Consider the following 21,957-nt stretch of genomic DNA (forward strand, 5'->3'; position numbering starts at 1 on the left):
CCAAGATGTCCTTCGGGGCATCTTTTTATTTTTTATAGATATAATATAACGATAAATGATATAAAATATTACATATAAATTTAATGAATTACCCATATTTAATGATTTGTTTACAATATAAAATACAGTCGTTACAAAAATTAATAAACTTGTTATTCACAAAAGTAAGTTATTTGTCGAAAAGTAGTATATAGACTTATAAAAATGTTTAACTAACCATGGTTTCGAGTATAAAAGGAGATTGTTCCTATTTTGTGAAGAAGGTACAGTTATGAGTATTGTTTCTTATAGAATAGAACACTTTGTACAACTATAATAAAGACAAAGATAAATATAGATGACGGACATTATGTACATTATATAGATGGGAGTCACGAGCAGAATGCAAATTGATGCAAAAGTGGCAAAACAATTAATTGAATTAAAATATTTGAATTCGTCTGGTGTGGGTAGTGCAGACCAAGTGACCGCTAATACCAGTGACAGCAATAAATTATTTGATATGATGTTACAACAAAATATTGGGAGTTCGACTGAATCGAAAGGTTCGAACTTGAGTGCGGTAAGCCTTGCAAGTGTTTTACCTTCTGCAACAAGTATTGGCGATGTGGATGCAAGCTCAGTTACAGGTAATACGTATGCAGCGAGTGGTGCAGGTCAAAGTGATCCGTGGTATCAATTTGATCAATTGGCTCCTGTCGATCCATCGACTTCAACAACAACGGCTAAAGTGAATACACCTCTTCCAGCTACAGGTACAGCAGGAATTGGCGGAGCAGATGCTGCTTCTGCAATTGATGCTACAGGCACGGGTGCTAGTAAGCCAACAGCGTATAATGATTTGATCAGTTCAGCCAGTAGCAAATACGGAATTTCAGAATCATTGATCAAAGCTGTGATTGATACAGAATCTTCGTTTAATCCTAATGCTGGTTCTTCTGCGGGTGCAAAAGGATTAATGCAATTGATGGATGGTACAGCAGCTGGCTTGGGAGTGAGTAACTCTTTTGACCCGGCGCAAAATATAGATGGTGGTACTAAATACTTGTCTTATCAGATCAAGCGTTATGATGGTAATGTGAAAACAGCGTTAGCTGCTTATAATGCAGGACCCGGTCGACTACAACGTTTAGGTATCTCCAATGATGAAGAATTGATGGCGAAATTAAGCCAATTGCCAAAAGAAACACAACGCTATATTGGCAAGATTGAAAATGCACAAGCCAAATACGAATTATAATCATAATTAACGTTCATAGTACCTAAGTACATGGTATAATAGTACACGAACGTTTTAGCGATACAGAGATTTGATCATCATATAGAGTCAGATTGTTCCATATGAGATAGATCAAAAAGCGGAGCGTAGGTTCCGTTTTTTGATCTTTTTTTAATGGATAGAAAATATAAATGTACAGGAAAAGGAGGATACAGAAACGATGAAATATTTTGATTATGCAGCAACCACTCCTCCTTATCCTGAAGTGATACAATCGATGGCTGAAATTATGCAAAAGCATTTTGGTAATCCATCTTCTTTACATCAATATGGAGAAGAAGCTGATCGATTGGTTCGACATGCCAAAGAAGTGACAGCTCAGATTCTTGGAGTCAAGCCAAGCGAAATCATTTGGACATCAGGAGCTACAGAAAGTAATAACTTTGCGCTTAAAGGAGCCGCTATGCGAGGCGGACGTACACAAGGACATATTATTACCACGCGGATCGAACATCCTTCTGTGTATGAATGTTGTCGTCAATTAGAGCAGATCGGATTTGATGTTAGTTATATTGATCCTGCGTCAGATGGTATTGTGCGTGTAGAAGATATTCAGAATGCTTTACGACCAGATACTATTATTGTCAGTATAATGCATGTGAATAACGAGACAGGTGCTATCCAGCCGATTCAACAACTAGCCGATTGGCTCAAAAAAGTACAATCGCGTACATTGATTCATGTCGATGGAGTCCAAGGATTCGGTAAATTACCTGTAAATATCGCACAATGGAATATTGATCTATATAGCTTATCTGCTCATAAATTAAGAGGTCCTAAAGGAACTGGCTTATTATATGTTAAACAAGGGACTGAATTGTTCCCGTTGCTTGCAGGTGGTGGACAAGAAAATGGATATCGCTCAGGAACTGAAAATGTCGCTGGCATTGTAGGGATGACCAAAGCGTTGCGTTTAGCATCCACAGAACAATCAGCATTGTCAGAACGCTTGCTAGTATGGAGTGAACAGTTAAAAATAGCGATTCAATCGATTGAAGGGTTAGTGTTAACGAATCCTTCAGTGTCTGCACGTCATATTGTTCATTTCAGCTACCCGGGGATGAAGTCTGAAGTAATATTGCATAGTCTAGAACAACAGGGTTGTATTGTATCTACACAGTCTGCTTGTTCTTCCCGTAAAGCTGAACCTAGTCGTGTATTGTTAGCGATGGGCGTTGAGCGAGAACATGCTGCAAGCGGTATACGGATCAGCTTAGGAGATCAACATACGAAGCAAGATATTGAACATTTGATTATAGCACTTCATCAGACTGTTACACAGCTTCGCCCATTGGAGAGGAGAACCCGTTAAGTATGCAAAATATAGATCGTTTGATTTTAAGATTAGGTGAAATGACACTCAAAGGAAAAAATAGATCCCGATTTGAAAAAACAATTTCAGAACATGTACGTGCAGTATTACGCCCTTATCCTAAAGCACATGTTCGCCGTGAATACGGTAGAATGTATGTCGAAACAGGTGGAGAATCTGTAGAAGCATTAATTCAAGTATTAAAAAATGTTTTTGGTATTATGGATATTATTCCAGTGAAGCAGACGTTGCCTCAATTGGATGATATTATTGCAGCCGCTGTAGAATTGATCGGTGAACAACAGATTGAGCAATTGACTACATTTAAAGTGTCTGTCAAAAGAGTTTGGAAAGAATTCCCTCATTCGTCACAAGACATGAATCATTTAGTCGGTTCACCTGTATTGCGTGCGTATCCTTTACTCAAAGTAGATGTAAGACAACCAGAGATTGAATTACGGGTAGAAATTCGTGATGGAGCCGCGTATATCTATAGTGAACTGATTCCGGCAGTAGGAGGATTTCCTCGGGGTAGCAATGGTAAAGCGATGTTGCTTCTTTCCGGCGGTATAGATAGCCCTGTAGCAGGATGGCAATCAATGCGTCGTGGACTGGAAGTCGAATGTATTCATTTTCATAGTTATCCATTTACCAGTGAACGTGCCAAAGAAAAAGTAGTCGATCTGACTCGTGTACTGGCTGGATATGCTGGAGTGGTCAAATTGCATGTAGTCCCTTTTACAGAGATACAGACCGCTTTTACCACAACAGGGCAAGATAATTTAATGATTACATTAATGCGCCGGGCAATGTTGCGAATCGCTACGAAGATCGCTGAACAGCAAAAAGGATTAGCCTTGATTACAGGCGAAAGCTTGGGTCAAGTAGCTAGTCAGACATTATCGAGTATGAACGCTATTGAGCGTGCAACAGAATTACCAATTTTGCGCCCTTTAGTGATGACTGGAAAAGATGAGATTATTCAGATAGCCAAAGAAATAGGCACGTACAATTTATCTATTTTGCCTTATGAAGATTGCTGTACATTATTTATACCAAAATCACCAACCACAAATCCTAATTTACGAATTATTGAAAAAGTAGAATCATTTTTGGAGTTAGAGCCTATGATTGAACGTGCAGTAGAGCAGACAGAATTAATGATTATTGAAGCGGGAAGTCCATTACAACTTGCATCAGCTACAATCAATGAGGACTGGTTCTAAGCGGAAACAGGTTAAATGACTTACATCTTCAGAATAGCCAAAAGTCAACCGATATAAATAGGGACAGATTGATGAAGGAGGAAGCTGGAATGACCAATCGTAATCAAGGGTTAATCGGACTTTTTGTTTTATTTGCAGGTTTGATTATCCTACTTGGCAAATTGGGCGTATTCAGTTTTATTGGTCACGTTTTTTGGCCACTTGCTATTCTTTTGCCTGGCATTGTATTGCAATTGCTGTATTTTAGCCGCAGTGCGCCTGCTATTGTATTGATTCCGGCTGGAATACTTACAGTATATGGAGTATTATTTTTCCTCTGTAATACATGGGGATGGGAGATAATGGCTCATTTATGGCCTGTTCTTATTTTGGGAATTGCGATAGGACTGTATGAGTATTATGTCTGTGCAGCTTCACCGGCTTCACGAAATGTTGGTTTTGTTTCTATTGTGCTTACTTGTTTATCAGTTATTCTGCTTATTTTCAGTTTATTAGGTACTTTAGGTTTTTATTTTATCGCTATGATCCTGATTCTATCTGGATTGTGGTTACTTGCTAGCCGTAGTAATTCAAAAACAGGTTGGTAATAAAATGCGAATTTGCTTGATTTATAGAAACAATGACGTATAATTATAATAAGCAAGATTATGGATGCCGATTTTTTGACCACCGTGTTAACAAATAGTAGAGCGTCGGCTTAGTTGACCGACGCTCCTTTTATGGAGAGGATTTGGAGAAATTTATGCAATCAAGAGAACAAATTCGCAATATCGCAATCATTGCCCACGTTGACCATGGTAAAACAACGTTAGTGGACAAATTGTTGCAACAGTCAGGTATTTTCCGGGATCACGAGACTTTACAGGAGCGTGCGATGGATTCCAATGATCTGGAGCGTGAACGCGGTATTACGATTCTTGCAAAAAATACAGCTATTACGTATAAAGACTATTTAATCAATATCGTGGATACACCAGGTCACGCCGACTTTGGTGGTGAAGTAGAACGTATCATGAAAATGGTAGACGGAGTACTTCTTATTGTTGATGCTTATGAAGGTTGTATGCCTCAGACTAAATTCGTTTTGCGTAAAGCATTGGAGCAAAATTTGACTCCTACTGTTGTCGTAAACAAAATTGACCGTCCGGCTGCTCGTCCTACAGAAGTTATTGATGAAGTATTAGATCTATTCATTGAACTTGGTGCAAATGATGAGCAATTGGAATTCCCGGTTGTTTATGCTTCAGCGTTGAATGGTACGTCTAGTCTTGATCCAGAAAAACAAGACGAAACGATGCAAGCAATGTATGAAACGATTATCGAACATATCCCTTCACCAAAAGAGAAAATTGATGAGCCATTGCAATTCTTGGTTACATTGATGGACTATAACGAATATTTGGGTCGTATTGCGGTAGGTCGTGTTAACCGTGGTGTTATCCGTCAAGGTCAATCGGTAACCGTTATTAACCGTGAAGGCCAAAAGAAAACAGCTCGTATCGAGAAGTTATTTGGTTTCCAAGGTCTAAAACGTATTGAGATTGAAGAAGCGGGTGCTGGTGATATTATTGCTATCGCTGGTATTAAAGACATCAACATCGGTGAAACGATTGCTGATCCACAACACCCAGAAGCATTGCCGGTTCTTAAAATTGATGAGCCTACATTGCAAATGACATTCCTTGTAAACAACAGTCCATTTGCTGGACGCGAAGGAAAATGGGTAACTTCCCGTCGTCTTCGTGACCGTTTGTTCAAAGAATTAGAAACAGATGTAAGTCTACGTGTAGACGAAACAGATAGCCCTGATGCTTATATCGTATCTGGTCGTGGTGAGCTTCACCTTGGGATCTTGATCGAGAACATGCGTCGTGAAGGTTATGAATTGCAAGTATCCAAACCAGAAGTTATCGTGCGCGAAATCGATGGTAAACGTATGGAGCCTATCGAGCATCTATTGATTGACTTGCCTGAAGAAAGCATGGGCGCAGTTATGGAGAGCTTGGGTTCACGTAAAGCTGAGATGGTAAACATGATTAACAACGGTAGTGGTCAAGTTCGTTTAGAATTCTTGATTCCTGCTCGTGGTTTGATCGGATACGGAACATACTTCCTAACATTGACTAAAGGTTACGGAATTATGAACCATTCCTTCGATAGCTATGGTCCAGTTGCTGCTGGTCAAGTTGGCGGACGTCATGAAGGCGTATTGGTTTCAAGCGAAAGTGGTTCTTCTACTTTGTATGGTATCTTGTCTGTTGAAGATCGCGGTACATTGTTCCTTGAGCCAGGTGCTGAAATCTACGAAGGTATGATCGTTGGTGAACATACACGTGATAACGATATTGTTGTTAACATTTGTAAAGAAAAACAATTAACTAACGTTCGTTCTGCGACTAAAGACGATACAGTCAAAATGAAAACTCCTCGTGGCTTCTCTCTTGAGCAAGCATTGGAATATTTGAATGAAGATGAGTATTGTGAAATCACTCCAAAATCAATTCGTATGCGTAAAAAGATTTTGAATAAGAGTGAGCGCGAACGTGCTGAAAAACAACGTAAATCTGCAATGCAATCTTAATATCATATATTGTTGGATAGACCACTGCGCTTAAGTACCTGTTTCAACAGGTTAAATACTGTTCTGAGATTCGGTCGCTAAGAAATAGATCGAATCTCTGCTACAGTACATGCCATTACATACTCTATGCAGAAGCGGAACGTATGATGAAGGCAACATAATTGAAGACTATAACTTCATTATCTAAAATGATGGAACAGGTGTTGAGAGCAATGAGTACGACAACAGGTGGACTTCCGCCGCGTGCAGGAACAAAAGCCAAAACACAAAAATCCGGTAATCCTAATCCCAAAAAAAAGCAAAAGAAAAAAGCAAGTGGCTTTAAGCGCTTTATGCAAATATTGCTTATTGTTATTCTTTTAGCTGTTGTTGGCGTGATGGCTTATGCCGGATATTTATATTATCAGGTTCAAGGTATGTTTGATGGAGTAGGTCCTAAAGACAATGGTGGTACTGTTATAAGTCAACCTGTTGCGCCTGAGAAATCAGCAAAAGTAAAACCGATTACGATGGCACTTTTGGGAACTGATTATCGCCAAGAAACAGGAACACGTTTAACAGACGTTGTTATGGTAGCTACACTTAATCCGGATACCAAGTCAGCCACAATTGTTTCTTTGCCGCGTGATACGTATCTACAACTCGAAGGGTACATTCCTAATAAACTGAACTCTTATTATCCGAAGTTTTATGCTAAAGATAAAAAAGAGGGTACAGATTTAGCGATGAGTGAAATGAAAACTTTGCTCGGTAAATACTTGGGTGTAGATGTAGAGTATACAACTGTGTTGAACTTCCAGGGTTTCCGGGATGTTGTCGATTCAGTAGGTGGTATTGATATCAATGTAGATATGAAAATGTGTTATGTGGATAAAGCAGATGGTACGAATATTAATTTGTCTACCGGTCAACAACATCTAAATGGTGCAAACTCTCTAGATTATGTACGTTACCGTAAATCAAATTGTAGTCCTCGTACACAAGGGTCTGATGACTTCAGTCGTAACCAGCGCCAAAACCAAGTACTGAATGCTGTCGTAGACAAAATTCAATCTTTTAGCGGTGTAACTAAATTGGGATCGATTATCGAATCTGTAGATAAAAATATGGAGACTGATATTGAAGGTGAACAATTTAAAAATTTACTGACTACGTATTGGGATATTCCTAAGCAGAATATTAAATACATGCCAGTAACTGGTGATTGGAAAAGCCCTTACGTCTATATCAATGAAACTGAATTAGCAAATGCTAAACAGGCACTACAAGATGAATTAGCAGGTACAGCTACGCATACCGATCAATTTGATCAACCAGCAGGTACAAGCAAAGTAAGTCAGTAATATCACTCTTGTAGCTAGATAAAGCTAATCGTAGTTTGTCAATAATCATGAAGTCTTTGCTTAAGCAAAGGCTTCTTTTTTTATGTATATCTGCTGTATGGGGTTCTCCAGATTATGGATTTGAAATGAAATTAACCTATGCTATAATGAAGAAACACCAGTATATTCATGCCAGTAATTGGAGGTCTCTATGATGCCGGAATCCATGATGATGCTTGATCGTATGCTATATTTCACACATACGTGCCGGAGAGGCTCTATACTGTTATGTACATTGGTGTATCGTGGACAAAGTGCATATATGAATCATTGTATAAAAAAACCAGTTAGCTATGATATAGCGTCTGGTTTTTTGTGTATTTAAGAGGAGGGTGAGGCTTGGCCGATCAAGAAGGGATAAGCATAGTTATCCACTAAGTAAATGGCATCAGAGATCATAAGACTTTCTACTCAAGGGGGAACTCTCGATGAAAAAGATTTTTGTACTGGATACCAATGTGCTTCTTCATGATCCAAATGCCATTTTTGCTTTCGAAGAAAATGATGTCATTATACCTGCGGTTGTACTCGAAGAAATTGATTCTAAAAAACGGAATGCAGACGAGATTGGACGTAATGCACGAAGTATTTCACGCTCACTCGATGCTTTAAGAGAATCAGGTTATCTACATGATGGTGTCCACTTAGAAAATGGTGGGACATTACGTGTTGAATTGAATCATCGTAGTTTTGCCAAAGTACAAGATATGTTCGGAGAGATTTCGAATGATAATCGTATTCTGGCTGTAGCATTGAATTATGAGTTAGAGGAGCAAGAAAAAGAACAAAATCAACACGCGCGTTCTCAAGTTGTACTTGTTAGTAAAGATGTATTGGTTAGAGTCAAAGCAGACGTGCTAGGTGTAAATACAGAAGACTATCTATCTGATCGCACAGCCGATCCTAATGAAATGTATACAGGTTATACCACATTAACGGTCCATCCAGCTGTGATTGATGAATTTTACAGCAATCGTTATTTACCTATCCAATCCTTAAATATCAAACATTCTTTTTATGCAAATGAATTTGTGATATTAAAAGATGAATTAGGAAGTGCCAAATCAGCATTACTTAAAGTAAATGCCGATTCTACGAAGTTAGAACCGTTATTTTTAAGTAATGATCCGATATGGGGGATTGCTGCTCGAAATGCACAACAACGGATGGCATTGGAACTATTATTAAATGATGATATTCCTTTAGTAACGATTACAGGTAAAGCAGGAACAGGTAAAACACTGCTTGCATTGGCTGCTGCCTTATCTAAAGTCGAAGATGAACAAAAATACAAAAAACTGCTTATTGCAAGACCTGTTGTACCTATGGGTAAAGATATCGGTTATCTTCCGGGCGAGAAGGATGAAAAATTGCGCCCTTGGATGCAACCGATTTATGATAATTTAGAGTTTTTGTTTGATACGAAAAAAGCTGGCGATATTGACAAAATTTTAATGGGACTTGGTAGTATTCAGGTTGAAGCTTTAACCTATATACGTGGACGTTCGATTCCAGGTCAATTTATTATTATTGATGAAGCGCAAAATTTATCCCGCCATGAAGTCAAAACGATTGTATCTCGTGTAGGTGAAGGCAGTAAAATTGTGCTGGTCGGTGATCCTGATCAAATCGATCATCCGTATCTGGATTCAATCAGTAACGGATTAACGCATGTAGTTGAGCATTTCAAGCAAGAGGGCATTAGTGGTCATATAACCCTTGAAAAAGGTGAACGTTCCAAACTGGCTCAATTGGCTGCTGATTTGCTATAACGTAGTTTTAAATACAATGCAAAAGACTTTACCGTGCATGGTTAGCACAGTAGAGTCTTTTTTTAAATATAAATGGTGAATATATTTGTATTTTAGTGATTTATAGGATGCACTAGACTAAATTCAGTACCACTTTGTTGCTGTAAAATATTCTTGTTAGCCCATTGATCAAATAAAGTAGCTGTGAATTTAAAATCAATATCCTCTATAGATTCGAATAAGGAATGAGCATCGGTATAACTTTTGATAAAAACATTAAAAAAGGCGATATCAACAAAGTCTGTATTATAGATATTGGCTTCAATCTGAATACCTTGATCACTTTCAAATAAACAGTGTTCCCCATGTAGATCCCAAGTCCAACAGGTATTGGAGTATAGAATAAATGGCTTGCATAACTCTACATCATAAATCAAATCGAATAACCATTCAAAATGAGTAGAAGCCTGCTGGTGTGACACTATAGGCTTTTGATCATCTGGAAGCACTTGATACATAGAATGACATAATTCTCTAGCCATTATTGTATACAATTTGAATAAATGTAGAACTTCAACTTCATTCATCATCCAAAATCCTTTCATCATCATTGTATCTATTGCGTATGATGAAATTAATTTAACGATAGTTCAAGTTCAATTTTCATCAATTGTGGTTCTGTCGTGACCGAAGTTGCTTTCAAATAAGATACAATTTGCTGTGGATAAAAGCCAAGATCAAACTCATTTTCTAACATTCGGCATGTTGTATCGGGTAATTGAAGTCCGTTGAATACAAGTTTATCCACATAAAATTGAATCGCATTTTGAGGTTGATCGACAATTTCATAATGTCCTGTAATATCCAAGTCTAAATTGCCTTCTTTGCCATGTACACTTAATTGATCCTGCGCAAATTTAAATTGAAAAGATTCAGGTAACTGACCTTGTATATGCAAAAATTGATTGAGTTGTTGTTCATCTATAGAAATCGTGTAATGTGTACCTCTAATCTGAATAGCTCCAGGTTGAGATTTAAGATAATCCGGGAATTGCTGCATAGATAGAGCAATCGCTTTAAAATATCTTTTGACTTCATAGAGTCCAATATTGTTCCAATATTCATTCATTTCATTCATAAGTTGCCGAGCAATCTCAGGATCAGAGCTGGTAGCAAGATTTTGATGAATCGATTGTTGCAAACTAGCTACTCGTGTACGTTGGTTCGATAAATTGGTAGTAATTTCTCCTAATTCAGTCGCTGTCGTGTATAATTCATTTCTTTGCTGAGTAAGGTATGTGTATTGTTCTTGATAATCATTAAGGAGCAACTGATCATGATCAATAATCATTCTATAATAATCGTAAAAAGCAATCATACCTGAAAGACTACCTGTCGAGAAAAAAAGAGCCCAAAAATCATCCCGTTCTCCTGTATAATAAGAAACAAGCACTGAATCTGCTTGATGTCTTGCTTGTGATAGTAACTTTTCTTGTTGTACCAAACTTTTTTCCAATGTCGTGTATTTTGTTTGAGCTACATGTTGCTGATCTGCAATCCGTTTGATTTCTTGATCTAATTCATTCACAGATAGACTGTTTTCTAATAACTGTCGTGTCGCTTCGTCTAATTGCGGAGGCGCAGGTACAGATTGTGCTCTCACAGAAGAAGACCAAAGCTGAGAAGTTAGAGCTAAAGTCAAACAGAAGCAGACGATTTTGACCGGATATATGTATCTCACTGATCGTCCCTCCTATAGCGCCTGGCAATACAAGCGCAATTATTATTAAATCAAAGTGATTTTACAAAGTGAAACATCAGAGTATTAGCACTTGTTCATATACATGTTAACCATTACTCACAACTTACTATCAGTATAACATCGTACTCATTAGTGTTGAATATACTCTAATTATACCTATTTAAAAACGTATGGAGGTTACAAAATTGATCATTGATATTTTTGGAGCAGGAGCTATAGGATTACTTTTTTACAGCAAATTAGTTAGTCATAGCTCGGTAGCTACGATTCATCTATGGACTCGAACATCAGAACAAGCAACTTTAATCAATCAACAAGGGATTACTGCCCAAACGTCCACTACAGATTACAATGTAGAAGCGCAAACTTATATTCCTAGTAAGCTACATCAAGCCTGTGCTATCTATGATATGACTGATAACGAAAATAAACCAAAAGCAGACTATATACTGGTTACCGTCAAACAAAAAGATATCACTGCTGATTTTGTTTCTTATTTGAAACAAAGAGCAGATCATCATACTCGCATTATCTGTTTGCAAAATGGGGTAAGAACCGATGTATGGTGGGATTCACCATGGCAGGTTTATGCCGCAATTACAACAGAAGGTGCTAAAAGAATATCTCCAAATGAAGTCAGTCATACAGGAATAGGAAAAACAGTTGTAGGTCGCGTAACCAATATTTCTAGTACTAGAGTCGTTGATCAATCTAAAGCAATAGATAAAGAAGAGCAACTATGGATACAACTCTTGCTAAATGAACTACAAAAAGCAGGACTTGATATCGTCTTGTCGAATAATATCGATAAAGATATCTATCGGAAGCTTGTTATCAATGCTGTAATCAATCCATTAACAGCGATCTGGCGTATAATGAATGGTGAATTGCTTGTATCTAAGCAGCGCTTAGCTGTCATGCGACAATTATATGATGAAGTGATTGAAGTATACGAAGCTAATGGTATCGAAGTTTCTTCGTTGTGGTGGGAAGACATATTAGCTGTATGCCAAGCAACTTCTAATAATACATCATCTATGCTTGCAGACGTTTTGCAAAGTAAAACAACCGAGATTCAGTGGATCAATGGTAGTATTATTAAAATGGGTCAAGATTATCACATATCTACACCAACAAATGACTGTGTATATCATTTGATTGAAGCTATGAATAGACAGGAGGATCATTAATGGGGGTATTTTTGGGATTATTATTGAATGGATTTATTTTCTTAAGCCTAGTTCCGTTTATTCCATTTGTATTAACGTATACTATTAATAGGCTGAAAGGAAAAGAAAAAAAGCCAGCGATCAGTATGGCGATGGATGTCACAACACCATTTTTGTATATTGCTGTAGCTGCACTATTCAATAATACGTTTAATACCAAAACAGGATTTTATATCTTTTTACTTATTTTATTGCTTGGTATTGGACTCATCGGAGGTGCACAAAACCGTTTAAAAGGAAAAGTGGATTATAAACGATTATTTCGTGCAGTATGGAGAGTTTCTTTTTTATTACTGAGTATAGGTTACATTGCTTTACTGATTACTGGAATTTTGCAATACATAACACAGTAACTTTGTCGAAAATTGGAATATATTTGCTTGATGTTAGGTATTCGACCGTGGCGTGAAGCATAATATACGCTTAAATGTGACAGTTTTATATAAAATAACGAAAAAAACATGATTTTTTAAATATAAGTTATAGATTTTTTTGACCACTGGTTGTATAATTTAAAAGCATATACCACATTTTTTAGGGGGAAACTGCTAGATGAAGAGAAAAAGTTGGTTAGTACTTATGGCGCTTGTCATGGCGTTCGGAACTTTGCTTGCAGCTTGCGGCAGCGGTTCTAGCAACACAGGAACAAGTGGAGAATCAGGAGATGGCGCTACAGCAGCTCAAGACTTACACATTAACATGAGTGCTGAGCCTCCAACGTTTGATCCAGCTCAGGCAAAAGATAGTCAAACAAATACTGCCTTGAGACTAATGTATGAAGGTCTTACACGTACAGGTACAGATGGTAATCCTGTTCCAGGCGTTGCTGAAAAATGGGATGTTTCTGAAGACGGATTGAAATACACTTTCCATCTTCGTGATAATGCACAATGGAGTAACGGTGAACCGGTAACAGCAGAAGATTTCGCTTATGCTTGGGAACGTGTTCTAAGTCCAAAAACAACTCCAGCATCTGAGTACGCTTACCAACTTTATTACATCAAAAATGGACAAGAATTCAATGAAGGAAAAGTTAAAGATTTCGCTGATGTTGGTGTTAAAGTCGTAGACGAAAAAACACTAGAAGTGACTTTGGCTAATCCAACTTCTTACTGGTTGGGATTGACTTCTTTCTACACGTACTACCCTGTTAACAAAAAGAATGTAGAAGCTAATGCACAATGGGCTTCTAAAGCAGATACAATGATTACTAATGGTGCATTCAACTTAACAACTTGGACAACAGGTCAAGAATTGGCTTGGACGAAAAATGCTAAGTATTGGGATGCTGCTAGTGTTAAATTAAATACAGTTACAGCTTCTCTTGTTAACTCTGGAGCTACTGAGTTCTCAAGTTACCAAAGTGGACAATTGGATTATGCTGGAGCACCTACTGGTGAAATTCCGACAGACCAAATTCCAGCTGCAAAACAACAATATCCAGATCAGTTCCAAGCTAAAGGGATTGCAAGTACTTACTACTACTTGTTTAACCTTAAAGAAAAACCATTTAACAACTTGAAAATTCGTCAAGCATTCTCTATGTCGATCAACCGTCAAGCGATTGTTGACAACGTAACATTGGGTGGACAAATTCCAGCTTACGGTTATGTACCACCAGGAATCAAAGGTAACACTGAAGAATTCCGTACAGAATACAAAGATAGCTACTTCAAAGAAGATGCAGCTAAAGCTAAAGAATTGTTAGCTGAAGGTATGAAAGAAGAAGGTTACACAACTCTTCCTGAAATTACTTTGATCTACAACTCTAGTGAAGCTCATCAAAAAGTTGCTTTGGCAATTGCTGATATGTGGAAAAACAATCTTGGTGTAAGTGTTAAAACACAAAACCAAGAGTGGAGCGTGTTCTTAGATAATCGTCAAAGTGGTAACTACCAAATCGCACGTGCAGGTTGGACAGCGGATTATAATGATCCTATGACTTTCTTGGATATGTGGATGAAAGGTAATGGCAACAACGACGCGAAATATGATAATGCTGAATATGATGCATTGTTGAAAGATGCTCAGGCAAGTCAAGACAATGCTAAACGCATGGAAGATATGTCTAAAGCAGAAAAAATCTTAGTGCAAGATGATATGGCTATGATGCCAATTTATTACTACACTAGCGTTTCACTGGTTAAACCAAATCTTAAAGGTATCGTTGTAGACTTTAGTGGTGCAATTGACTTTACTCGTGCTTATTTCCAATAATTAAGTATAGATTTCGGTTTAATGATTGCAGCGGGATATGTATGTGTGGATTCTCCATCCATATATATCCCGTTTTTGCGTGTTTATCGTTTTTCCATATATTGCTATTCTAAACATGATAATTTCAAGTTCTACTTGTTATCTATTAGATGAAGTTTTAAAATGAAAAAGTTGTTGAATAATGACGAGCTGTTTTTGACCATGTTCAATAAACTACAAAATGTGATAAAGGAGGTTCTTGGGGAAATGGTTCGTTATATCGCCAGTAAATTTTTGTATATGCTGTTATCCTTGTTCATTTTGGCTTCAGCTACATTTTTCCTGATGAAAGCTATACCGGGTAATCCGTTTATGTCAGAAAAAAATGTGCAGCCTCAAATTAAAGAACGTCTAATGGAGCAGTATGGATTAAATAAACCAATTGCTGAACAGTATTTGCAGTACCTGGGAAATTTAGTTAAAGGTGATTTGGGAATTTCTATGAAATACCAAAATCAAGAGGTTTCTCAGCGTATTGCTGATACATTCTCTCCATCTTTACAAATTGGTATTTTCGCTATTGTTATTTCGATTGTTGTCGGTATTGTATTAGGTCTAATCGCTGCACTTTACCATCGTAAATTGATTGATAATGTAGCTATGATTATTGCTGTATTAGGTATAGCTGTTCCCAGCTTTGTATTGGCAACATTGATCCAGTATATTTTTGCTTTAAAATTAGGTTGGTTTGATGTTATGGGCTTTAATGAGCCAAGTGACTTTGTACTTCCGGTTATAGCACTTGCTGTTCAACCGATTGCATTTATAGCGAGGTTAACTCGTTCTAGTATGCTAGAAGTGTTAAATGCAGATTATATCAAAACAGCTAAAGCTAAAGGTCTAAATGGATTTACCATTATGACTAGACACGTTGTACGTAATGGTATTCTTCCGGTAGTTACGTATGTAGGTCCTATGACTGCAAACATCGTAACGGGTTCCGTTGTTATCGAGCAAATATTCGGTATCGGTGGTATTGGTAGAGTATTCGTAGACAGTATCACTAACCGTGACTATACAATGATTATGGGAGTAACTATTTTCTATGGTGTGTTGTTGATGCTTGCTCGTTTTGTTACAGATATCTTATATGTACTGGTAGATCCACGGATCAAATTATCAGGTCGGAAGGGGAGCTAAACGTTGTCAGCTAGCGGAAACAATAACAATAAAAATGCGACTACAGATGTGGTCGGCGAACCAATCGCACTGCAACAGGAAAGTATCTCTTTATGGCAGGATGCTTGGATTCGTTTAAAAGGTAACAAAGTAGCTATGTTTAGCTTAGGAACATTGATCGTTATCATTTTGGCTTCAATCGTTGGACCAATGATCTCTGCTTTTAACTATTACTCTAATGATTTGATGAATACGAATAAAGCGCCTTCTAGTGTTCACTGGTTCGGTACAGATAACCTTGGACGTGATATGTGGGTTCGTACCTGGATGGGTGCACGAATCTCTCTTATTGTAGGTTTGGCAGCAGCAGCAATTGACTTAATCATCGGTATTATTTATGGTGGGATCATGGGTTACTTTGGTGGCCGTGTAGATACTATCATGAATAAATTCTCAGAGATTCTTTATTCTATTCCTTACTTGCTAGTTGTTATTCTATTATTGGTTGTATTTGAGCCAGGTTTGGGAACAATTATCGTTGCTTTGACGGTAACAGGTTGGATTACAATGTCCTGGATCGTCCGTGGTGAAATTATGCAGCTGAAAAGTAGAGACTTTGTACTAGCAGCACGTTCTATGGGTGCAAGTGCTGGACGTCAATTGTTCAAACATCTTTTGCCTAATGCTTTGGGTCCTATTATCGTTACTGTAACTCTTTCTGTACCAAGTGCTATCTTCTCTGAAGCATTTTTGAGTTTCTTGGGTCTAGGTGTACAGGCTCCTGTCGCTTCATTGGGTTCAATGATCAATGATGCATTAACAGGATGGAACTTGTATCCTTGGCGTATGTGGTTCCCAGCTGCTCTAATCTGTTTGACAATGCTTGCATTTAACTTGCTAGGCGACGGTCTTAGAGACGCTTTGGATCCAAAATTGAGAAAATAAAATCTATAGGAGGTGGAACAAGTGGAGAAAATCTTAACAGTAAAGAATTTAAGCGTATCCTTTCAAACGCGTGCTGGTGAATTTGATGCGGTAAAAGATGTCAATTTTGAAATTGGCAAAGGCGAAACGCTAGGTATTGTTGGGGAATCCGGTAGTGGTAAGAGTGTAACAGCTCAAACCATTATGCGTCTGATTCCTTCTCCGCCTTCTAAGATCAAAAGTGGAGAGATTGAATTCCTAGGTCAAAGTCTACTTGCTAAAACCGATAAGCAAATGGAAGCTATTCGTGGTAAAGATATCGGAATGATTTTCCAGGATCCGATGACTTCCTTGAATCCAACCATTAAAGTGGGTAAACAAATTACTGAAGTATTGCGTAAACATCAAAACATGTCTTCTTCTCAAGCAAAAGAAAGTGCGCTTGAAATGTTACGACTGGTAGGTATCAAAAATTCTGATGTTCGTTTTAATCAATATCCTCACCAATTCTCTGGTGGTATGCGCCAACGTGCGATGATTGCAATCGCTCTAGCTTGTCGTCCATCTTTGCTAATTGCGGATGAGCCTACAACAGCACTAGACGTAACGATTCAAGCTCAGATCCTTGATCTGATGAAAGATATGCAACAAAAATTGGGTACTTCGATCATTTTGATTACCCATGACCTTGGTGTAGTAGCAGGTATGTGTGATCGCGTGGTTGTTATGAAAGAAGGCGATGTTGTTGAAACAGGAACAACAGCTGAAATTTTCAAAAACCCTCAACATCCATATACACAACGTTTGCTAAATGCTTTGCCACGCTTGGATGAGCCTAAAAAACCTAAATTAGCTTCTGCTAAACTTAATCTTGATCCACGTAAACCGTTGGTTGAAGTGAAAGGATTGAAACAGCATTTCAATTTAGGTAAAGGTAATATTCTTAAAGCGGTTAACGATATTAGCTTCAACATCTACGAAGGTGAGACATTAGGCGTAGTAGGAGAATCCGGTTGTGGTAAGTCAACAACAGGACGTACGATTCTTCGTCTGTATGAACCAACGGGTGGTAGTGTGAAGTTTAACGGAACAGACATTTATGATCTGTCTCCACGCAAAATGAAAAACATGCGTAAAGATATGCAAATGATTTTCCAAGATCCGTATGCTTCATTGAACCCGCGTTTTAATATCATGGACATCATCGGTGAGTCTCTAGACATTCATGGTCTGGTGAATAGCCGTGCTGAACGTAAAAAACGTGTAGAAGAATTGCTCGATATGGTAGGCTTGAATCCAAGTCATGCGCTTCGTTATCCGCATGAATTCTCTGGTGGTCAAAGACAACGTATCGGGATTGCACGTGCATTGGCTGTAGATCCTAAATTTATTATTTGTGATGAGCCATTGTCTGCTTTGGACGTATCGATTCAAGCACAGATTGTTAAATTGTTGGAAGAATTGCAACAACGTCTTGGTTTGACGTATTTGTTTATTGCGCATGATTTATCAATGGTAAAACATATCAGTGACCGTGTAGCTGTTATGTATATGGGTAAAATTGTAGAATTGGCTGAAAGTGAAGAACTTTATGCAAATCCTCTACATCCTTACACCAAAACATTGCTATCTGCGATTCCAATTCCTGATCCTGAAGTGGAAGCAAATAAACGTAGAATCTTATTGCCTGAAGAACATCTTGCAGCTTCTCAAGAAGCAGCAGCCACTTTGGCAGCTAAAGATCCGTTTAATTTGGAAAATTCTCAGTTGATCGAAGTGTCTGAAGGTCACTGGGTATCTCAACCTTCTGCTTAATCCATGTGTTCGAACCTGTAAACCGCCATTTATTGGCGGTTTTTTGGTTGTTACTAAAAATATTTAAATATTTTAAGAATAGCTTTTGACTAAACAGTACTAACTTCGTTACAATCAAATAAGATTTAATAAGTTACGATTAGTAACAATCAAAAGCAATAGCGATGAGGAGGACTTCACCCCATGAATGTGATTCCGGAGAGCCTACCCGCGAATCAGCCGCTCGCTGAGCGGTACATCAATGATTTTGCATCGGTAAGCAGTTTGTATAATATGAATGTCTCTGATCCACAAACATGGATCAAACGCGCAGAATGGCTAGATCAGAGTAAGCACTCCCGGATCGAACGTGGAGCCTTAGTTGACTGCCTAACCATATATAACCGTCAGTATAATAATCATGAAGCGGTACAGCAGTCTTTAGAAGCCTTACGGACAGATGAAGCACTTGTGATGGTAGGTGGACAACAAAGTGGTCTATTTACAGGACCTTTATTGGTCATTTACAAAGTGATCACATTGTTAACGTCTGCGCGTGAAGCTTCAAATCGCCTACAACGTCCAATTGTTCCTGTATTTTGGATTGCAGGTGAAGATCATGACTGGGATGAAGTCAATCATACGTATCTACCTGATCAAGACGGAGCAGCTGTCAAAATTCGTTTGGATCATGAACGTGGTGGACATTCACCAGTAAGCCGTACATTTATCAATGAGCTCAATACCGAACATATTTTGAATCAATTTGAGAGTCTGTTGCCAGATACTGCAAATAAAAATCAGTGGACACAGACATTACGAAATATTATGGAACAAGCGACTGATCTGAGTAGTGCTTTTGCTCAGCAATTGGGTCAATTATTTGGACGTTTCGGATTAGTGTTAATGGATTCCGATGATGCAGCTATTCGTCGTCTAGAAATTCCTGTATTTCGTCAATTGATAGAACATAATGATGCATTGACTCAAGCATATGTCGCTGCTGCTGAGCAAGTAAGGCAGTATGGCTATGAAGAACAAGCTACTGTCGATGAAGAAAGTGCTAATTTGTTCTATATCCATAGTGATGAAGTGTATACCAATGAACGATTATTATTATTTAAGCGAAATGGTTTATTTACTGATCGCAAAGGATTAGTTGTATTTACCAAACAAGAGTTATTAACATTATTGGAACAACACCCTGAACGATTCAGTAATAATGTGTTAACACGTCCTTTGATGCAAGATTCATTATTCCCTGTACTTAGTACCATTTTGGGAACAGGCGAGATTGCATACTGGGCTTTAACCAAACAAGCATTTCCTGTATTAAATATGCAAATGCCTCCGATCGTTCCTAGGATGTTATTTACAATGGTGGAAGAAAAGGTTAAAATTTTGATGCAACAGTATCAGTTAACCTTTGATGATGTAAGACAACGGTTTGATGATATTCGTCAGACGTGGTTAAGTGAGCAAGAAGATTATCATTTGGAAAAACGATTCACTACATTCCGTGAGCAATTTCAACAATTGTATGCACCTTTTGTAGATTCTTTACGTGAGATCGATCCTTCATTACCGCATCTAGGAGAAACTACTCAACATAAAATTGATTTGCAAATTGATTATTTGTATCGCAAAAGTCAGAATGCAATAGCACGTCAACATCAGACTGGATTACAGCGTCTAGATCGTATTGCTTATGCTTTATATCCGTTTGGTAAGCCACAAGAACGTACGATCAACAGCTATTACTATCTAGGACGTTACGGAGAGCGCTGGATTGATCAATTGTTAACACTTGAACCTGATTTTAATGGTTCACATCGCCTTGTTTATTTATAAAATAACGCTGGATATCTATTTCAACCAACAAAGGAGAACTGTACAATGACATCATCTATTCAAGCAAGTATTGTTGCCGATATGGCACTTGCTCCTGAGGGACATCTTAAAATTGATTGGGCATCTTCCCATATGCCGGTATTGAATCGTATTCGAGCAGAATTTGAAAGAGATTTGCCTTTCAAAGGATTGAATGTAACGATCTGTTTACACTTAGAGGCTAAAACAGCATACTTAGCTAAAGTTATTCAGGCCGGTGGAGCTAATGTAACCATTACAGGTAGCAATCCCTTGTCTACACAAGATGATGTATGTGCAGCTTTGGTGGAAGACGGTATTACCGTATTTGCGAAATATAATCCAGGTGTAGAAGAATATAAAAGTTTGAACTTAAAAGCATTAGAAGCGAAGCCAGATCTGATTATCGATGATGGTGGCGACCTGATTACTTTCTTATATGGAGAACGTCCTGATTTGTTATCGACGATCCGTGGTGGCGCAGAAGAAACAACAACAGGGATTATTCGTCTAAAAGCATTACAAAAAGAAGGAACATTGAAAATTCCGATGGTTGCTGTTAATGATGCGTACTGTAAACATCTATTCGATAACCGTTATGGAACAGGTCAATCAGCATTTGACGGCATTATTCGTACAACCAATTTGATTATTGCAGGTAAAACAGTCGTGGTAGTAGGTTATGGCTGGTGTGGTAAAGGTATAGCGATGCGTGCTAAAGGTTTGGGTGCAAATGTTATCGTTACCGAGGTTGACCCAATCAAGGCAGTAGAAGCACATATGGACGGCTTTGGTGTGATGCCGATGAATGAAGCGGCTAAGCATGGTGACTTCTTTATCACAGTAACCGGAAATAAAAGCGTTATTGCTGGCGAACATTACGATGTAATGAAAGATGGCGCAGTCATTGCGAACGCTGGGCATTTTGACGTTGAAGCTAACAAACCTGATTTGGCAGCTCGTTCCCAATCGATTCGTACAGTTCGTAAAAATATCGAAGAATACAAATTAACAGATGGACGCCGCATTTATCTATTAGCAGAAGGTCGTTTGGTTAACTTGGGAGCAGCAGATGGTCATCCTGTTGAAATTATGGATATGACTTTTGCTCTACAAGCAGTAGGTCTTCGTTATGTAAGTGAAAACTATGAACAACTGGAAGCAGGCGTTATTAGTGTTCCTTATGAACTGGATGAGCAAGTAGCGCGTTTCAAATTAGAAAGTCTAGGTATTCATATCGATACATTAACTGAAGAACAAAAATTGTATCTAGATAGCTGGTCATAATCATTGAATTTTGAATTATTGCTTTAAAATTAAAATAAAAGTTACTCGTCCATAATAAAAAGGGCTGATTTTTCCGATAAAGAGAAATCAGTCCTTTTTTGCGCCTATTTTTGCAAATGAAATGGCTGATTTACATAAAAAAAATTTTTTCAGTATTTTTCTAAAAAATAATGATATAAAAAAAGG

The 21,957-nt window shown here is 38.0% G+C and carries 17 protein-coding genes; 15 read left to right on the top strand and 2 right to left on the bottom strand.

From position 1 onward, the window contains the following. The first annotated feature begins 382 nt into the window (after positions 1–382). The 7 genes from PTI45_RS19870 to PTI45_RS19900 all read left to right on the top strand — a co-directional run bounded on the left by PTI45_RS19870 (position 383) and on the right by PTI45_RS19900 (position 9,552). On the top strand, positions 383–1,240 hold the full coding sequence (locus tag PTI45_RS19870) for a lytic transglycosylase domain-containing protein (protein WP_069329330.1): 858 nt from the start codon (positions 383–385) through the stop codon (positions 1,238–1,240). Between the two features lie 199 nt (positions 1,241–1,439). Next, positions 1,440–2,591 (top strand): cysteine desulfurase family protein, encoded by a 1,152-nt coding sequence (locus PTI45_RS19875; protein ID WP_069329331.1) that lies wholly within the window; start codon positions 1,440–1,442, stop codon positions 2,589–2,591. Between the two features lie 2 nt (positions 2,592–2,593). Beyond that, positions 2,594–3,817 carry a tRNA uracil 4-sulfurtransferase ThiI gene (thiI, locus tag PTI45_RS19880; RefSeq protein ID WP_069329332.1) on the top strand — a complete coding sequence of 408 codons (1,224 nt, stop codon included), beginning with the start codon at positions 2,594–2,596 and terminating at the stop codon, positions 3,815–3,817. Between the two features lie 89 nt (positions 3,818–3,906). After that, complete coding sequence (locus PTI45_RS19885) at positions 3,907–4,404, top strand: hypothetical protein (protein ID WP_069329333.1); 498 nt, start codon at positions 3,907–3,909, stop codon at positions 4,402–4,404. A 155-nt stretch (positions 4,405–4,559) separates the two neighbouring features. Next, the gene (gene typA, locus PTI45_RS19890) at positions 4,560–6,398 is read left to right on the top strand and encodes a translational GTPase TypA (RefSeq protein ID WP_069329334.1); all 1,839 of its coding nucleotides are present in this window, start codon (positions 4,560–4,562) and stop codon (positions 6,396–6,398) included. 212 nt (positions 6,399–6,610) lie between these two features. Beyond that, positions 6,611–7,741, top strand: a complete 1,131-nt coding sequence (locus PTI45_RS19895; protein ID WP_069329335.1) for an LCP family protein — start codon at positions 6,611–6,613, stop codon at positions 7,739–7,741. Positions 7,742–8,208: 467 nt separating this feature from the next. Further along, complete coding sequence (locus PTI45_RS19900; protein WP_069329336.1) at positions 8,209–9,552, top strand: PhoH family protein; 1,344 nt, start codon at positions 8,209–8,211, stop codon at positions 9,550–9,552. A 92-nt stretch (positions 9,553–9,644) separates the two neighbouring features. On the opposite strand, the gene PTI45_RS19905 is transcribed toward PTI45_RS19900, so the two are convergent. Then, positions 9,645–10,142 carry a hypothetical protein gene (locus PTI45_RS19905; protein WP_175425231.1) on the bottom strand — a complete coding sequence of 166 codons (498 nt, stop codon included), beginning with the start codon at positions 10,140–10,142 and terminating at the stop codon, positions 9,645–9,647. Positions 10,143–10,165: 23 nt separating this feature from the next. Further along, complete coding sequence (locus PTI45_RS19910; RefSeq protein ID WP_083243634.1) at positions 10,166–11,272, bottom strand: hypothetical protein; 1,107 nt, start codon at positions 11,270–11,272, stop codon at positions 10,166–10,168. 206 nt (positions 11,273–11,478) lie between these two features. Here PTI45_RS19910 and PTI45_RS19915 point away from each other — a divergent pair, with 206 nt between their 5' ends. The 8 genes from PTI45_RS19915 to PTI45_RS19950 all read left to right on the top strand — a co-directional run bounded on the left by PTI45_RS19915 (position 11,479) and on the right by PTI45_RS19950 (position 21,771). Then, entirely contained in the window at positions 11,479–12,483 is a 1,005-nt protein-coding gene (locus PTI45_RS19915) for a ketopantoate reductase family protein (protein ID WP_175425232.1), read from the top strand. Beyond that, a complete protein-coding gene (locus tag PTI45_RS19920; protein WP_137220768.1) occupies positions 12,483–12,875 on the top strand; it encodes a DUF3397 domain-containing protein in 393 nt (130 codons plus the stop codon). Before PTI45_RS19915 ends, PTI45_RS19920 begins: the two co-directional genes overlap by 1 nt. 199 nt (positions 12,876–13,074) lie before the next feature. Then, on the top strand, positions 13,075–14,739 hold the full coding sequence (locus PTI45_RS19925; RefSeq protein ID WP_069329339.1) for a peptide ABC transporter substrate-binding protein: 1,665 nt from the start codon (positions 13,075–13,077) through the stop codon (positions 14,737–14,739). A 246-nt stretch (positions 14,740–14,985) separates the two neighbouring features. After that, positions 14,986–15,918: an ABC transporter permease gene (locus tag PTI45_RS19930; protein WP_069329340.1), complete on the top strand. Its 933-nt coding sequence runs from the start codon at positions 14,986–14,988 to the stop codon at positions 15,916–15,918. Positions 15,919–15,966: 48 nt separating this feature from the next. Continuing rightward, on the top strand, positions 15,967–16,842 hold the full coding sequence (locus PTI45_RS19935; protein WP_245703517.1) for an ABC transporter permease: 876 nt from the start codon (positions 15,967–15,969) through the stop codon (positions 16,840–16,842). 21 nt (positions 16,843–16,863) lie between these two features. Then, complete coding sequence (locus PTI45_RS19940; protein ID WP_069329342.1) at positions 16,864–18,636, top strand: ABC transporter ATP-binding protein; 1,773 nt, start codon at positions 16,864–16,866, stop codon at positions 18,634–18,636. A gap of 183 nt (positions 18,637–18,819) precedes the next feature. Further along, positions 18,820–20,466: a bacillithiol biosynthesis cysteine-adding enzyme BshC gene (bshC, locus tag PTI45_RS19945; protein ID WP_069329343.1), complete on the top strand. Its 1,647-nt coding sequence runs from the start codon at positions 18,820–18,822 to the stop codon at positions 20,464–20,466. A gap of 45 nt (positions 20,467–20,511) precedes the next feature. Continuing rightward, the gene (locus PTI45_RS19950; protein ID WP_069329344.1) at positions 20,512–21,771 is read left to right on the top strand and encodes an adenosylhomocysteinase; all 1,260 of its coding nucleotides are present in this window, start codon (positions 20,512–20,514) and stop codon (positions 21,769–21,771) included. Positions 21,772–21,957: the final 186 nt, after the last annotated feature.

The organism is Paenibacillus nuruki (assembly GCF_001721045.1).
GTDB classification, from domain to species: domain Bacteria; phylum Bacillota; class Bacilli; order Paenibacillales; family Paenibacillaceae; genus Saccharibacillus; species Saccharibacillus nuruki.